The sequence below is a fragment of the Pseudomonas sp. GR 6-02 genome, from assembly GCF_001655615.1.
In the GTDB taxonomy this organism is placed as follows: Bacteria; Pseudomonadota; Gammaproteobacteria; order Pseudomonadales; family Pseudomonadaceae; genus Aquipseudomonas.
Genome location: NZ_CP011567.1, coordinates 799,210 through 814,869 on the forward strand (window position 1 = coordinate 799,210; position 15,660 = coordinate 814,869).

The 15,660-nt window shown below is 55.7% G+C and carries 13 protein-coding genes and 4 pseudogenes; 7 read left to right on the forward strand and 10 right to left on the reverse strand.

From position 1 onward, the window contains the following. Window positions 1-33: 33 nt before the first annotated feature. Window positions 34-897 (reverse strand): methyl-accepting chemotaxis protein, encoded by an 864-nt coding sequence (locus PGR6_RS30655; protein WP_404942596.1) that lies wholly within the window; start codon window positions 895-897, stop codon window positions 34-36. A gap of 42 nt (window positions 898-939) precedes the next feature. After that, window positions 940-1,953: pseudogene (locus tag PGR6_RS30660) on the reverse strand (methyl-accepting chemotaxis protein); the annotation flags it as partial. Window positions 1,954-2,213: 260 nt separating this feature from the next. On the opposite strand from PGR6_RS30660, the gene PGR6_RS03430 reads away from it, so the two are divergent. Both PGR6_RS03430 and PGR6_RS03435 read left to right on the forward strand, forming a co-directional pair. Then, window positions 2,214-2,885, forward strand: a complete 672-nt coding sequence (locus PGR6_RS03430; protein ID WP_026286668.1) for a phosphoglycerate kinase — start codon at window positions 2,214-2,216, stop codon at window positions 2,883-2,885. Between the two features lie 34 nt (window positions 2,886-2,919). Beyond that, window positions 2,920-3,783, forward strand: a complete 864-nt coding sequence (locus tag PGR6_RS03435; protein WP_064616104.1) for a phosphatase PAP2 family protein — start codon at window positions 2,920-2,922, stop codon at window positions 3,781-3,783. On the opposite strand, the gene PGR6_RS03440 is transcribed toward PGR6_RS03435, so the two are convergent. Beyond that, window positions 3,734-5,173, reverse strand: a complete 1,440-nt coding sequence (locus PGR6_RS03440) for an ArnT family glycosyltransferase (protein WP_064616105.1) — start codon at window positions 5,171-5,173, stop codon at window positions 3,734-3,736. The genes PGR6_RS03435 and PGR6_RS03440 overlap by 50 nt on opposite strands. A 193-nt stretch (window positions 5,174-5,366) precedes the next feature. On the opposite strand from PGR6_RS03440, the gene PGR6_RS03445 reads away from it, so the two are divergent. Beyond that, window positions 5,367-5,891 (forward strand): GNAT family N-acetyltransferase, encoded by a 525-nt coding sequence (locus PGR6_RS03445; RefSeq protein ID WP_064616106.1) that lies wholly within the window; start codon window positions 5,367-5,369, stop codon window positions 5,889-5,891. Between the two features lie 221 nt (window positions 5,892-6,112). Here PGR6_RS03445 and PGR6_RS30105 read toward each other — a convergent pair. From PGR6_RS30105 to PGR6_RS03470, 6 genes and pseudogenes are all read right to left on the reverse strand, one after another. Then, a pseudogene (locus tag PGR6_RS30105) lies at window positions 6,113-6,519 on the reverse strand (hypothetical protein). After that, window positions 6,516-7,208 (reverse strand): DUF433 domain-containing protein, encoded by a 693-nt coding sequence (locus tag PGR6_RS03450; protein WP_064616107.1) that lies wholly within the window; start codon window positions 7,206-7,208, stop codon window positions 6,516-6,518. Before PGR6_RS03450 ends, PGR6_RS30105 begins: the two are co-directional and overlap by 4 nt. A 436-nt stretch (window positions 7,209-7,644) precedes the next feature. Next, entirely contained in the window at window positions 7,645-8,013 is a 369-nt protein-coding gene (locus PGR6_RS03455) for a DUF6124 family protein (RefSeq protein ID WP_018929439.1), read from the reverse strand. A 227-nt stretch (window positions 8,014-8,240) separates the two neighbouring features. Then, window positions 8,241-9,281: a DMT family transporter gene (locus PGR6_RS03460; RefSeq protein ID WP_064616108.1), complete on the reverse strand. Its 1,041-nt coding sequence runs from the start codon at window positions 9,279-9,281 to the stop codon at window positions 8,241-8,243. A gap of 155 nt (window positions 9,282-9,436) precedes the next feature. Continuing rightward, a complete protein-coding gene (locus tag PGR6_RS03465) occupies window positions 9,437-9,694 on the reverse strand; it encodes a hypothetical protein (protein ID WP_028939924.1) in 258 nt (85 codons plus the stop codon). Between the two features lie 35 nt (window positions 9,695-9,729). Further along, window positions 9,730-10,104 (reverse strand): DUF6124 family protein, encoded by a 375-nt coding sequence (locus PGR6_RS03470; protein ID WP_064616109.1) that lies wholly within the window; start codon window positions 10,102-10,104, stop codon window positions 9,730-9,732. 480 nt (window positions 10,105-10,584) lie between these two features. Between PGR6_RS03470 and PGR6_RS30295 the strand changes: the two are divergent. Further along, window positions 10,585-10,788, forward strand: a pseudogene (locus tag PGR6_RS30295) (transposase domain-containing protein); the annotation flags it as partial. Here PGR6_RS30295 and PGR6_RS03475 read toward each other — a convergent pair. Then, a complete protein-coding gene (locus PGR6_RS03475; RefSeq protein WP_064616110.1) occupies window positions 10,743-11,240 on the reverse strand; it encodes a GNAT family N-acetyltransferase in 498 nt (165 codons plus the stop codon). The pseudogene PGR6_RS30295 and the gene PGR6_RS03475 overlap by 46 nt on opposite strands. A 412-nt stretch (window positions 11,241-11,652) precedes the next feature. Here PGR6_RS03475 and PGR6_RS03480 point away from each other — a divergent pair. From PGR6_RS03480 to PGR6_RS03490, 3 genes and pseudogenes are all read left to right on the forward strand, one after another. After that, a pseudogene (locus tag PGR6_RS03480) lies at window positions 11,653-12,012 on the forward strand (helicase-related protein); the annotation flags it as partial. 263 nt (window positions 12,013-12,275) lie between these two features. Further along, window positions 12,276-13,685, forward strand: coding sequence for a DUF262 domain-containing protein (locus PGR6_RS03485; protein WP_064616112.1), 1,410 nt, complete (start codon window positions 12,276-12,278; stop codon window positions 13,683-13,685). Further along, entirely contained in the window at window positions 13,678-15,651 is a 1,974-nt protein-coding gene (locus tag PGR6_RS03490; RefSeq protein ID WP_064616113.1) for a GmrSD restriction endonuclease domain-containing protein, read from the forward strand. The genes PGR6_RS03485 and PGR6_RS03490 overlap by 8 nt, the downstream gene beginning before the upstream one ends. The last annotated feature ends 9 nt before the right edge of the window (window positions 15,652-15,660 follow it).

A 15,660-nucleotide genomic window follows, 5' to 3' on the forward strand; every position in this document is an offset into this window, starting at 1 on the left:
GAAGGCGATTTATCATTCACCGCAAAGTGAATATCAAACCCGGAAGTGACTCACCATCATCTGCAACTGATTGCCCAACCGCGCCAGTTCAACACTGGACGCAGCGGTTTCGTCGCTGGCGGTGGCGGTCTGTTCGGACACGTCGCGTACGTTGATGATGCTGCGGCTGATCTCTTCGGCCACGGCGCTTTGTTGCTCGGCGGCGGCAGCGATCTGCTGGTTCATTGACTGAATGTTGGACACCGTGCGGGTGATGTTTTCCAGTGATACGCCGGCCTTGCGAGTCAGCGCCACGCTGCTGTCGGTCAGGGTACGGCTGTTGTTCATCACCGCCGCCACTTGTTGAGTGCCGTTCTGCAAGCCGGCCACCAGGCCTTCGATTTCCTCGGTGGATTTTTGCGTGCGCTGGGCCAGGCCACGAACTTCGTCAGCCACCACCGCAAAACCACGACCAGCCTCACCGGCACGGGCCGCTTCGATGGCAGCGTTGAGGGCCAGCAGGTTGGTCTGCTCTGCCACGGCCTTGATCACATCCATGACGCTGCCGATCTTGTCGCTTTCCTGCTGCAGTACGCTCATCGCTTCAGTGGAACGCACCACTTCGCTGGCCAGCCGCTCGATCTGGGCGATGGCTTCGTTGACCACTTTGTCACCTTCGCGAGCTTCACCGTCAGCGGCGGCTGCGGCCTGAGAGGCTTCTTCGGCGTTGCGCGCGACTTCCTGCACGGTGGCCGTCATTTCGTGCATGGCGGTGGCGACCTGATCGGTTTCCACTTTCTGGCTGTTCACACCGGCGCTGGTCTGTTCGGTCACGGCCGACAGCTCTTCGGCGGCGCTGGCGATCTGGGTGACGCCATCGCGGATGCCGCTGATCAAGTCCCGCAGGGTCACGCCCATGCGCGCAATGCCTTGCTGCAACACGCCGAGTTCGTCGCGGCGGGTGACCTTGATGTCCTGAGACAAGTCACCACCGGCGATGCGCTCGACCACTTTAAGGGTATCGCGCAACGGACCGGTGATCTGACGGGTGATGACCACGGCGGCGATGATGCCCACCAGCAACGCCAGCAAGGTGCTGATCAATTGAAGTGTGCGGGCCTGGGCGCTTTCGGCATCACGGCGGTCGAGCTGGAATTGATACAGCTGATCGCTCAGGGTCACGATGGCGGCGCCCTGATCGGTCATTTCCTTACGCGCCTGCACCGCATCGCTGTTGGCGGCTTTATAGGCTTGCAAGGCACTGCGGTAGTTGCTCAGGGCGGTTTCCAACTGACGCAGCGCGTCTTGTTGGGTGTCGGCGAAATGCGCGTTCAGCGACTTCAGGCTGGCGATGGCCGCATCCAGTTGGGAAACGGCTTTCTGCTCGGTCTCGGCATTGGTGTTGGCGGTGTAGCCGCGCACTTCATAGCGGGCAAGAATGAACGCTTCCTTGGCGGCAGTGATGGCCAGGAACTGTTCGAAGCGCTGATCGCTCAAGGGCATTTGCTGTACGCGGATGTTGATTGCGTCGATCAGCTTGCTGGCGGTTTCGGCGTTGGCGCCCATGGCGTCGCGGGCGCTGTTGCCGGTGCGGTAGGCGCTGCGCATTTTGTTCAGCGACGTCTGATAAGCGGCGATGGTCGCGGCCTGCTCTTTGAGCATTTTGACGTTTTCAGGGTTTTTGAAGCTGCCCAGCAGGGCGGTTTGCTGAGCAACAAAACTGTCCAGGGTGGTTTGCACATTCTGTGCGGCGGTTTCGTCGCCGTTGGTCAGCATGTATTGCAGGCGAACCACGCGCAGCTTGGTCAGGCCGGCATTGAGCTGAGTGATGTCGCTCATCCAGTTGCTGCGGTCAATCAACCCGCCCAGGCTGGTCCAGCCGGTCAGGGCGAGAATGCAGGTCAGTGCCAGGACCAGGCCGAATCCCAGGCCCAGTTTCAGGTTCACGCTGATGTTGCCGAACCAGCTATTCATCAAATTCCTCCAGGAACGTTGCGCTTTCGATCGTCGGTTGGCTGGAAGATTTTTGTTTTTGGGAGCCAGCAAGGTGTGTAGCAGGTATGTATCGGCCGCAATCCCGGGAGCTGAAAGGATTTTGTCGGATGGATTCTGTAACAAGATTTTTACGCAGTTCTTAAGCTTTTTTTCACATGGGTTTCACCAGCAGCCAACGCGAGACTCGCTACCCTTGCGGTTTTGTATGATTGTGATGCATGCCGGCGAGGCGGCTGAACGTGGAATTGAGACTGAGTCTGTTCGGGATAAAACGCTCGATCGATCTGAGCCGTTTGGCCCGTTATCGAAACGCAATGGTCATCGTGGCCTCACTGCTGCTGGTGATTCCGCTGACCGTGTGGCTGTTGCGACCTGCGGCTGTGCCCGATCTGTCCCATGGCAATGTGGCGGGTGCCCGTGCGCTGGCTGCGGGGTGGGCCAAGGGCGACATGATCGTGCTGGTGCGTCACGTTGAGCGTTGCGATCACTCCACCGCCCCCTGTCTGATTGGCAATGATGGCATTACAGATCGCTCGCGCAGTGTGGCAGTGGGGGTCGGTGCGCAGTTTGAACGTCTGGGCCTGAACAAGACCGATATCTATAACAGTCCGATCATCCGTGCGGCACAGACCTCCAGTTATATGTTCAACAAGGTTGGCGTCGGCGAAGACTGGTTGATCAACTGCCGGGGCAGTATGTTACGTGATGCTCTGGCGCACAAAGTGGCGGGGCGCAACCTGATTCTGGTGACCCACAGTGAGTGCATGGCGGAACTCGAAAAAGAGCTCAAGCTGCCGACTGCTACTCTAGGCTACGGCGCTTCTCTGTTTATCTCCGCTGAAAAACCTCAGGAACCTCGTATGCTTGGTTCCATCGAGGCCTCTGACTGGCACTCGGTGACCACCGAATGAGCTTCTTCTTCATCACTCTGGATCTGGACGTACGATGCTGACTTCTTCCCGTTACCGCTTTTACTGGGTGAACTTTGGTATTCCGCTGGCCTGCGCGGTCGCGGTGTTCCTGATGTTTGACATGACCAAAATCGACATCGCTTTCAGCGATCTTTTTTATGACCCGGTTACCCAGGTGTTTCCGTTGGAGCATGTCCGTCTGTTCGAGCAGATCACCCATAAATGGGCGCGGATCATCCCGAACTGGACGGGTGAGATTGCGATCATCGGCGCCTTGCTGTCATTTCTCTGGCCGCGACTGAAGGCTGAAAAACATTCGAAGATCATCGCCTTCCTGGAAAAAATCAAAGTCGCGCCTGTGCTTCGGTTCGCCAGTAAACACCGCCGGGACTTCCTGTATGTGGTGTTCGCGTTTTCCATCAGCACCGGCGTTATCCACTACCTCAAGAGCCACACCAGTGTGTATTGCCCGGTTGAAACCACTCAGTACGCCGGGAAAATCGAGCACAAGGAGTGGTACCAGAATTTTGACCTGCTGAAAGAAGCCGGTGACGGTCGCTGCTGGCCGGGTGGGCATGCGTCGGGCGGCTTCACCATGCTCGCGTTGTACTTCGTGGCTCGCCGCTACCGCTGGCGGTACGCTAAAGCGATGATGTACGGCTCGCTGCTGCTCGGTTTCGTCTACGGCACGACACGGGTCCTGCAAGGCTGGCACTACATGTCCCACACCTTTTGGGCCGGGATCTTCGTGTGGCTGACGTGTTTACTGACGGCATTGGCGTTCTATGGGCGGGCGCGACTGGAGCTGCCGGTGCTGCAAAAGGCTGAGCTACCCGTCGCTGAGCCGTTTACAGGGTTACAAAGTAGTAAGCCTGACGCCCCACCATCATTGTCTTGATCACCTTTAAGGGTGCGGCGGGTTCATTTACACCAGACATGAGTGCCACATTAGCCGGTGAGGCGCTCAGAAACTCATGCAATTGCGCCTCGGTATCCAGGCCTTTGAGTACGCGTCGGGTGTAGAACACGCTGGCGCCGCCCACCCGCTCGTTGGCTTGAAACAATGCGACCTGCTGCCCGCTGGCCTGGAATGCCTGAATCTGTTCAGTCAGCGGCAGGAAGGACAGCGTGCGATCAGCGTGAGGCAATACCCATTGTGCGGCAGCGAGGTAGCTGCCAATCACCACGGCCAGTACGCCAACCCCTATACCGCGACGATGCCGGACAATCAGCCCCGGCAAGGTCGACGCACCGGAGTAGGCTTGAAGCCGCTCGAACAGCACGCTCGCATATTCCGCGGCAATCACCGCCGCTGCAGGCGTCATGGACATCAGGTACACCGTGCGTTTGCTCGACGCCAGGGTCAGCATGACGAACTGCGCCAGCAGCCACACCGTGAAGAACAACAGGTAACGATTGGCCATCAGGCTTTTGCGAAAGTGCCACAGCCCCAGGTACACCAGAATGTTCCAGGGCGCGAAGGCCTCCGGCAGTTTGGCCAGGTAGTAGTAGAACGGTTCGTAATGGCCGGCCTCGACGAAGGAGCCGCTGAAGCGCCCGACACTATTGGTCAGCAACACTTCCCCCACGGCATGCGCACCATCGCGTTGATACAGCACCGCGAGCCAGATCATCAGCGGCACCAATCCCAACAGTGTCAACAGGCCGGGGCGCAGCCAGTCCGAGGGCTTCAGGCACTTGTCCATCAAGGTTTCGGCCAGCAGATACGCGAAGATCACCACCCCCGGCATCGCCAGCCCCAGCACGCCTTTGCTCAAGGTCGCGATGGCGATCCCTGATGCAAAAAGCAGGGCGTTGCCGACGGTCGAGTGCCGTGTCCCCTGAAAAAATGCCAGCAGCGCCATGCTCACGCCGAAGGCCAGCAACGCGTCTTCGCCGACGCTGCGGGTGTTGCTCCAGTAACTGGCCATGGTCGCCAGCAAAATCCCCGCCGTCCAGGCAATGACCTTGGGCCGGTCGAACCGCCGCAGCATCGCATACAGCAACATCACGCTGAACAACCCGGCAAACGCCGACGCGAGCCGCACCGCCCACGGCGTACCGCCGAATGCGCGAATCGCCCCGGCGTCGAGCCACAAGCTCAAGGGCGGTTTCTCAAGAAATGGCTCGCCGAACAAATGCGGGGTCACCCAGTCGTTATCCAGGTGCATCTCCATGGCAATTCCGGCGACCCGGGCCTCCGTGGAACCTTGTAATTGGTGATTGCTTAGGGCGAAGAAAAACAGCAGAGCGGCGAGTAGAAACAGTGAAGAGACGGGGCGTGACATGAGTTTCTGGCTAACCGAGCAGGGGACCGGGAACCCCAAGCATACGAGTTGAATGCTTAACGAAACATGAACGGCCAGCGAGAGGTGACGGGTGACGTTGGGGCAGCACTAACGGGGGGCGATCTGAGTAGCAGCGTCCTTCCAGGCGCTGTTATTGTCTGACGTCATGGAGTTGGTAGTTAAGGATGATGCAATGGAGCTTGCGCTGACCGTTGGTATTCACACATTGAGATTGAGCGCCCCCGACCTCGGATGGTGTAAAGCGTTGCAGCATGCGCTGAATGCCAGTTTTACAGTCCACTGCGAATTTCTGCCCTGGGCCAAACCCTACACCACCGAGGACGAGGCCCGATCGTTCCTCGCGCGGGCAGTCGATGAATTCAAAAGCGAAACCGGTGAGCGGCGGCTGTTTATCGTCGACGATACCGCGCGCGCGATCATCGGCTGCATTGGCTTGAAGCCCCGGCGCCGTAACCGGTATGTGGTCGGCTACTGGGTCAATACCGAGTATTCGGGCAAAGGCTATATGCGCACGGCGCTTGAAGCGTTGATCAAAAGCATGCCCGGTTTCACGTTTTACCTGACCATCGCATCGGCCAATGTGGCGAGCCAGCGGCTGGCCGAAGCGGCCGGGTTTGGTTTGATCAGACGGTGTTATCAGAGGCCTTGTTTGCAGCCGCATGAGGCGCAGGTTACGTATCTGTATCGGTTGAAATGATGGTGGGAGCAGTCACTGGAACCGACCGCTAACCAGATCGCAGGCAAAAAAAAGCCCGCGGGAGGGCGGGCAAACCGTAGTTTCTTGAATGAGCGAGGGGGAATGTACAGGTTGGAGGGGGGGCGGTGGGGTGAAGAAAAATTCATGTGGATGGATGGCTTCAGTCGCTCGTAGCTTCACCAAAGGTATGAATGAAAAGAAGCCCTGTCACGGTTCGGGGTTTATATTTTTATTTGATCAAATTTTCCGTGCGCCGGACATTTCCACGGTACGCGGAACGCAGCGCCACCTCCATTCAGATGTGCCTGACTCATGATCGACGGCCACCATCGCACCAGGTTATGCGCTTTGTTCCAATAAGACTCGTTTCCCCAATGCTTGGCCAAACAGAAGACCGGCAGTCCGCACTCGCGGAACGCTCTCTTTTCAATATCACCTTTTGTGATTTGTCTTGAGAGATGACAGCCCATCCACCTTCTTCTCTCAGCACTGATATCCATGCCACATCAGCGGTGCTTTGCGGAAATTTATCCCTTAAAGACAGTACCGAATGGCCCTCAGCTTTAGTCAGTTCGTTCAAGGCTCGGGCCAACGCAGGGGGAAGATTGTTATCCAATAGGAACTTCAAGCCGCATTCCTTTGCTCAAAACTGACCGCTGCCTCAACTGCAGCAATAGGTATTTCATAGAGGCGGGCTACACGTTTGACGTCTCTGCCTTCAGCTCTGTAGGCGCTAAAAATGGCTGCTGTGTCAATTCCCGTACCTGACAGGACAGGTTTTCCAAAGTTTCGAGAGGGATCGAGAACGATGGCTTTGCTGCGTTTGACCGGATACCAGCGCTGCGCTGAGCCTGATCCTGTGTAGTCGATACCTTCATAGAGCGAAGGTTTGATGACTTGTTCGAATGCATACTGTCGCTTGATCAAGTCCAGAAGTGCCTCATCCCCTGTTTCACCCATCACCGTGGCGAAGATGCTTCGTCCGTCGGTTTGAAAGCGTTTGCAGGTGAATGGGTACGCTTGGTTAAACAACCCTTTTGCTTGCTGCGAGGCACTACGGATGGCTTGCAGGCTTACGCCGTGTTGGCGAAAAGCATGAACGAAACGAATTTCCAGTAAGTCATGAAAACCTAGAACGCACTCGTTCACATCAGACAGCTCTGAGTCCCAAAGCCCCGGATGCTGAACACCGTGGGCGGTGTATCCGAATAACCAGCGGCGTATATCGGTAGCTGAAATCCCGGTGTAAAGCGAAGCTTCTGCTGGGGTGTACAAGCCAATGCCGACAAGGCGGCTAGGTAGCTTAATGTTTTGCATGTTGGCCTCCTTGTCAGCAGGTGATCCGATGGATGGATTCTGGTCGTAAGGGTGAACTCAAGCAACTGGTCGGGGACGAACCGCTGTTTTGTTTGGGCAGAGTAGGTTTGAAGCGTGAGCTACACAATCAGCTCGGAGTCGTCACGGCTTGCAGGAAATTTCTGAAAACCCTGTCCTGTAAGTCGCTTGGGCGAAAACGTGGCTGTGGCTACTCTGTCGTCTATTGAGTCGACAGTAAGTTGCAGATTATGAAACCTAGTGTTGAGTCGTCTGACACTGCATTGTCTCGTATAAGTAACATTCAGCTTCAATTGTCACGCATACAGAACATCTCTACCCATTCAAAGCCCAAAAAGGCACCTGCGATATTCTCGTCAGGTGCCTTTTTGTGTTGGGGGAGCGGTAAAGACTCCATTCGATCAACGAGCGCGATCACTCAGTGAAGAACGGGAGGCTCTCCCGCGGCCACCGACGCGTTCGGATCAAGGTTATCCTTCGCTCGGTTGACCAAAAGCTCAGTCAGCATCGTCAACTGCTGAAGCGCCAGTGCCACATTGCGCTGTGGGCCTTCGAGTCGGTCGGCAAAGTCCAGCGTCATGACGTTGAGGGACGCCAGGGTTTCGCTGGCGTGAGCGAGCAGGGTGGGCATGTCGACGTCGGGGCGGACGCTGAAGATGTTCCTGTTCAGGTTGCGCCGGCGGGCACTGACGGAGCGTTCGGTGGTTTTGGGCTGTTGGGTCGGGTCGAGGGTTTCAGGTTGTGAAGTGGCCGGATTTTTCAGTGGGATTCGGGTGATCTTTTTCATAAGGGCGTTCCATTGGTTTAGGGATCCTTACGTAATTTCGGCTTGTTAAAACCATCCGCAGGGTCGCAGCGAAGGGTGAAGACTATCTTTCAGAAATGTTGTTCACCAGTTCATGGCAGTCGCTACGGGTTGCAGGAAAATTCCCAGGATGACGTGGTTCTAATCTGTCAGAGAAATCCTTTTCCACTACTGTTGACCCTGAGCAACCGCCACGCCGTCTCAGTCGCTCAGTGTTGGTGCCTGTGATGGATATCGGGAAAGTGCGGATGACTGTGCTTAATGGGAGCGTGGTCGTGTAAATGGCTATGAGGTTCAGTGCCGTCCCACTCAAAGGCATGTTCATGTTGATGGTGCTCGTCATGAGTATGCGGATGGTCATGTGTTTGCGGATCGTGTTGGTGCTCGTGAGAGTGGCTTTCGGTCAGGTGTATCCAGACGCCAATTCCCATCAGGCCGGCAGCCACCCAAAACACCCACGTCACCGCTTCGCCTAACAACAGGATCGAAATAGCGGCCCCCAGGAACGGTGCAGTAGAGAAGTACGCACCTGTGCGCGCGGTGCCAAGCCCCCGCAAAGCTAAAACGAATAGCACCAGGCTAACGCCGTAGCCCAAAAAGCCTACCAGTAGCGTTGGCCCCAATAGAGACCATTCAGGGAGATGCATGCCAAGAGCAATCCCCAAAGCGCAGTTGACGACCCCGGCGACCAATCCTTTGATGCCTGCGATGAACAATGCATCCGATGCGGAAACCTTCCGGGTAAGGTTGTTATCGATGGCCCAACAAAAACAGGCAATCACCACGGCGACCGGGCCAACCCAGCCATGGATCCCTGCGGAAGTCTGAGGCCAACCCAAGAGCACGCCACCGGCAACGATTGCGATCATTCCAGCGACGATCCGCCGGTCGGCGTTCTCCTTGAACACCATCCAGGCAAGCAGGGCGGTCAACACCGCCTCAAGGTTTAGCAACAGCGAAGCAGTGGTAGCGGATGTGAGGGTAAGGCCAAACATTAAAGACACCGGCCCCAGCACGCCGCCGAACGCGATAGCGCCAATGAGCCATGGCCATTCGGAAAGGGTTAAGCCGACAGGTTGCCAGCCGCGATCGCGGATCAGCCGGGTAACCGTGAGACCCAAGCCACTTCCCAGGTAAAGCAAACCGGCGAGCAAGACGGGTGAAACGTTCAGCCCCAGGACCTTGGCAAGCGGTGTACTGGCACCAAACAGCGCTGCAGCACCCAAGGCGTATATAACGCTTTTGTTCATCATCTGTTCCGTAGCAAAAGGCATGATTGAGAAACACGATACTCGTCATGCATCGATAGCGCATTGAATCGAATCCACAAAAAAGGCACCTGCGATATTCTCGTCAGGTGCCTTTTTGCGTTGGGGCGCGGCAACGATGCCCTATGCCGGATACGTTAAGACGCTGAAACCTGCCGCTGCAACCGCCGCCCCACCACATCCAGCAAATCGCAACCATCACGCAACGAAGTCACCAACACCCGCGCCAGCTCACTGTGAACGCCTTCGTTCACAGCGAAACTCTCCAGCAATTGAGTCGCCGTGCGGATGCGGTAAGCCGCCGTTTCATGCAGCACATCCAGCGGCGCTTCAGTGTCGATCAGCAGCGACGCGATAGTGCAGTCGATGCCGGTGATCGGCATGTATCGATCCATGACAAAACCTCCATTCGATCAACGAGCGCGATCACTCAGTGGCAGACGGGCTCGACCACCGGCAGGGGCGATTCGAGGTTATCCAGCACTCGATTGATCAACATCTCGGCCAGCACGGCCAGTTGCTGCATCGCCAATGCCACATTGCGATGCGAGCCTTCGAGATGGTCGGCCAGGTCGGTGGTCATGACGTTCAGGGAGGCCAGGGTTTCGCTGGCGTGACCGAGCAGGGTGGGGGTGTCGACGTCGGGGAGGATGGTGAACACATGGCTCACGGGGTCGGGGTGTTTCGGGTTGCGCAAGCGGGCGCTGACGGCGCGTTGGGTGGCTTGGGAGAGTTGGGTCAGGTCGAGGGGTTCGGGTTCTGAAGGGGTATCGGTTTCTGGAGGGTTGGGGGTGATCTTCTTCATGTTGATGCTCCTACACTAGTTATGGAGGCGGCCGCCCCTCTGCTGTCAAACAGAATTGGGTGGCAGCTGTGCGCGGGTTGACAGACCGGTAGTGTAGGAACCCGGTGCACCCGAAGATGCCCCACGCACAGCCGCCATAAACGAGACTGCATGCGCGTGAGCATGCTGCCTGATCAGGAGGAGTGAAAGGTTACACTTTTCGGCCTGTCAAAGCCCAATCGCTGAATTGCAGCGACACCTGGAGGCTATCCTCGATGAGCGGCGCCCGCTAGTTCATGGAAGGCGATACGTTTTGAGGGAAATTTCCTAGGACGGAGCGTGGTGTGAGCCAGAATTGTTTCTTGAAGGTTCTGGATCCGTCGTGGCGTTCGATGGTGGCGACACTGGGCAGGGTGCCGATGAGTGTCTGGATACCGTCGATGAGCACATGCCCGGCGTGGTCCAGCTTTTCGCTGACATCTTCACCGATGCGCTTAAGTGGCGGCGATCATGAGCTTGAACCAGTCTGCGCGCATGAACGGGCATGATCCGTATGCTTACCTCAAGGACGTTTTGACTCAGCGGGTGACGGAGGTTCATCAACTGTTACCGCATCAGTGGAGTCCGTCTAGCCTACCCAAGGCAGCTTCATCCGAAGCCTATACATCCAGCTTACGGACAAAGACATTCACGTCATTGCCGTAGTACGCGGAAGAGCCTTCATATTGAAACCGCAACTTAGATAAAACATGAGTAGATGCATTGTTATCGGGCCAGACGAGAGCAACACACTCTGAAAGACCTAGCACCTCACGCGCATAATCGAGAATTGCCGCACCGGCCTCTGTAGCGTATCCGTTACCCCAAAAGGCTTTAGCGAAACGGTATGCCAGTTGAAATCGATCAGTGGATTCTAGGGGGGTGAGGCTTATCCAGCCAATTGGTTTCCCCTGTAACTCCACACGCCAATGCCCTGGCCCCTCATGCGGTGCAGAATTTACATAGGCGAGAACTTCTTTCCGTCGAGAAGGGGTAGGGGCAACTACTCCGGTCGTGTAGCGCATGACCTCTGGGTCGGCCTCCATCGTCATCACAAAACTGACATCATCCGGCGACAGGCGCGTTATCAAAAGTCTGCGGGTCTTAAACGTCGCCATTGCGCAACTCCAATGCTGATTACTCACCGCAGGCAGTCTACTGACGCGGCCGCCGATTGGGACAATAACCGATACCCTAACCAGTTCACGAGCGCAGATGGTTATTGAACGCGCGGTCCACATGTGTTTGCCAGCCGCTTACATTTCAAGAACCGTTCAGCAGAATCAAAGCAAAGGAGCCCGCTTGTATGCTGGGGCTTGGAGGGAGGAGGAGGGACAAACCCCAGATGCGACAAAGCCCGCACTTGGCGGGCTTTGTCGTTTTCGGATTGGTGGGCCGGGGTAATTTGAATTGATCGCATATCTATTTGAATTTTATAGAAAATAATCGGTTAGTTTTATTCCTGGAATACCTATTGGAATACCACTTCATCAAGGATGCTTTGAAATAGCCACCGATGAATGACATCAGTCCCATAGCCGGCAGCGGCTGATCGACCAATTCCAGGAACTGCCGGGTTTCGCAGTCATCATTCTGTCGACCATCGCTGTCGGGTTTGGGGTGAACGTGCAGGCAGCCAACCACGTCATTCACTTCACCCGTTGCTGGAACCCGGCCAAGGAAGATCAAGTAATTGACAGGGCTTATCGGATTGGGCAGGAGAAGGATGTCTATGCGTACTACCCGACGGTTCGGGATGCACAGATGCCGACGTTCGAAGCGACACTCGATGAGTTGCTGAGTAAGCGGCGGGCGTTGGCGCGGGATATGTTGAGTGGGGCTTCGGATATTCAGGCTTCGGACTTTGAGGCGCTGCTGAAAACACGCTGAGCTCGACGGCGATATGTCAAATATAAGTACAGGTAAGTTCCTGCTCGGGTTTGCAAATAGGCAAAAACCAGCCAAGTGGCGCTTGCCTGGTGGATCAGTGCCAACAACCTGTGAGCGGATTGCTTACCTGTGCACACGTCCAGTATTGGCGCCGAAAGCTCAGCGGCTTACTGTGCGCGGCATCCGTGTCTGCCGCCCACCTTAACCCGCTCTCCTTAGCAAGGCATGATGCAAGAACTCATAACCGGAAGAACCCGACTGCTATGACCAATTTGAGCACGGAAGCGATTCACCTGCCGCAACCCACTGAACTATCCAGCAAGATCGTCAGTGTCTATGAACTGCTGATGGATTCTGCGCTGGATATTCCCCAGTACCAGCGCCCCTACAAGTGGACCGGGAAGAACATCAACCAACTGTTCTCCGATATCGCCATCCACAAGGACAAGTCCGCCTACCGCTTGGGCACTATCGTTTTTCACCAAGAGGGTGGGGCAAGGAACATCGTCGACGGCCAGCAGCGGACTGTCAGCCTGCTGCTGGCGGCCCGTGCGTTGATTCAGCGTAACAAAGAAAAAAAGCTCGAACGCATAGACCTGCAAGAGCGCCTGCTAAAACTTGAGCAAGCGATGGTGAATCCAAGCTTTAGCAGCGAGATCTCGCAGAAGAACATCCACAACAATTACCTTGAGGTGGCCCGCATCGTTTCCCGCGCAGACTTCACCGAGGTGCATATCGACTTCTTCCTGAACAAGTGCCAGGTCGTGGCCGTGGCCTTGAACGATGTGTCGGAAGCCTTCCAATTCTTCGACTCGCAGAATGCGCGGGGCCGGGACCTAGAGCCCCATGATTTGCTCAAGGCTTATCATCTGCGTGAGTTCGGCCCGCATGATGAGCCATTGAAGGCGGCAACTGTAGCGCGTTGGGAGAACAGCGACTCCAAGGAGTTGGCCACACTGTTCTCCCAGTACCTGTACCGCATCCGCAACTGGTCGAAAGGGGTTTCGGCTCGTTACTTCAGCAAAGATGACAGCGACTTGTTCAAGGGCGTGAACATCGATACGGTGGCCAGCTATCCCTATGTGGAGCAACTGCGCATCGCCCACCATTTTGTCGATAACTACAACGGGCAGTACGAGCGCAAGATCGACTCGCGCGAGCTCGGTTTTCCCTTCCATCTGGACCAGCTCATCATTAATGGTCGGCGCTTTTTTGAGCTGATCAGCCACTACCAGAGCAAAGTGGCGCGGATCAGCGCCAAGTCCTGGAACGGGCATGAATTGGTGGGTGCAGAGGGGCTCGATGGTTATGCGAAAACTATCATGGATACCCTCAATACTTACCCGGCAAGAACCCGAACCGGCGACTGTTATGTACGGGCGATGTTCGATTGCCTGTTGATCTATTACATCGACAAGTTTGGTCACGCGGATATTTCCCGCGCCATCGAAAAGGTTTTCGTCTGGGCCTATAGCCTGCGCCTGAAGATGCAGGTAGTGCAGCTGGCAAGCATGGATAACCACGTGCTGGAGAACAATCTGTTCAGGTTGATAAAGGACGCCACACGTCCTGCCGACTTTATCAACTGCAGCCTGGCGGTGATGAGCGGTACGAAGTCAACCAGGACCGGTGAGATCGAGGCTCTGTTCAAGGCGATGAAATATTATGAGTAATGAAATTTGCCAGCTTTCCATCAAGGCGCTGCTGAGCGGTAGCGTTGAGTATGTTATCCCGATGTATCAGCGTAATTACGCCTGGGAGGAGGGTGAGATCACTCAGCTGATTCAGGACGTGATCGACTACCTGCCAATGACCTCGGATAAAGCGCGCAATTACTACATTGGCACTCTGGTGGTGTATGAGCGTCCGGATAGCAAAAACCCGGTGTTTGAAACCATTGACGGCCAACAGCGGCTGACGACCCTGTCGTTGTTGACGTCGTATCTGAAAAACACCCGGTTGGTGGATCTCGCCTGGTATTCGACTTTGAGCATTCACTTTGACAGCCGCGAACATTCGCGCGCGACCTTTGCGGCCATCTTCGAGGGGAAGTTCAACGACGATCCTGCCGAGGTATTGCTCGAGAGGCAGATCAATACTGGCATCCTCAATGGCTATCGGCTGATCCAGAAAGTCTTGCCTCAGAAGCTGAAGGAGAAGGGAATTTCGCCTCAGCAATTCGCCGACTACTTGTTTGACTTCGTACAAATCATGAGGGTTAAGGTACCGGCTGATACGGACCTGAACCATTACTTCGAGATTATGAACAACCGCGGTGAGCAGCTGGAAAAGCACGAAGTGCTCAAGGCGCGGATGATGGAGAAGTTGCAGGGCTGCGAGCGGAGTCAGAATTGCTTGCACGCAGTTTGGGAAGCCTGTGCCAACATGGAGCGCTATGTGCAAATGGGCTTCACGCCTGGCCAGCGTGGCAGCATTTTTGGCGAAAAGAACTGGGGACGGTTTGAACTCGCTGACTTCGATTCGCTTCGGGCTGCGTTGCACAGTACGCAAGAGGTGGCTGCCCAGCAGGACACTCGCTTGACCCTTGATCAGATCATTGCCAAGGCACCGGTCGCTGCGAAGCAGGATGAGCCAAGTGAGGACTCGCCAGAGCGTTTCAACACGATTATCAACTTCCCGAACTTCCTGTTGCATGTGCTGCGCGTCGATATCCAAGCGGACATCCCTCTGGATGACAAACGCCTGCTCGACACCTTTGAAGAGTACGTATTAAAACAACCCGACCCAGTGGCCGCGGTGAAGCGTTTTACCTTCAGCCTGTTGCGCTGCAAGTATCTGTTTGACCAGTATGTAATCAAGCGCGAGTTCATCAAGGGCGCTGATGGCTGGAGCCTCAAACGCTTCAAGTGGAATGAGGGCGGTGAGCGCAGCCGCGCTGGTCGAGGAAGTTATGTGAATACCTTCGGCGAAGAGGACGGCAATGAAGGCATCAACCGCCGAATTCTGATGCTGCTGTCGGCATTTCATGTCTCCACGCCAACGCTGGTCTACAAACACTGGCTGAATGCGGCGCTGCATCACCTGTTTCATGCTGACCAGATTGACGCTCAAGCTTATCTTCAGCACATGGAGTCGGTCGCCAAGGCGTTTGTATTTGACCGCTTTCTCGCTCCAGAGGCAGGCCTGGATTACTACGCGATCATTTATCAGAACAAGGGTGGGTGTCAGACACGCCGCGAAAGCATTACGGCGGAGAAATTTGAGTCCAGATTGACGTTTGGCAACATCGAAAACAACCTGGTGTTCAACTTTCTGGACTACCTGCTTTGGCTTGAGCACGGCGCAAGCGAGCCGGTTAAATCTTATGAATTCACCTTCCGTAGTTCGGTAGAGCATTACTACCCGCAGCACCCATTAGACGGACAAGTTCAGCTCGACGCTGGCACGCTGAATTCGTTCGGCAATCTCTGCCTGATCAGCCATGACAAGAACTCCCGCCTGAGTAATTTCATGCCCGCGGCGAAGAAAGAGTTTTATAAAAACAACACCATCGACAGTGTTAAGCAGTATCTGATGATGGAAGCAGAGCCTTGGGAAGCCGACGCTATATGCACACATTCCAAACACATGAATAATGTGTTGCTCAAGAGCCTCGCCAGTAAACACGAAACCGAGTAAACCCTGCAG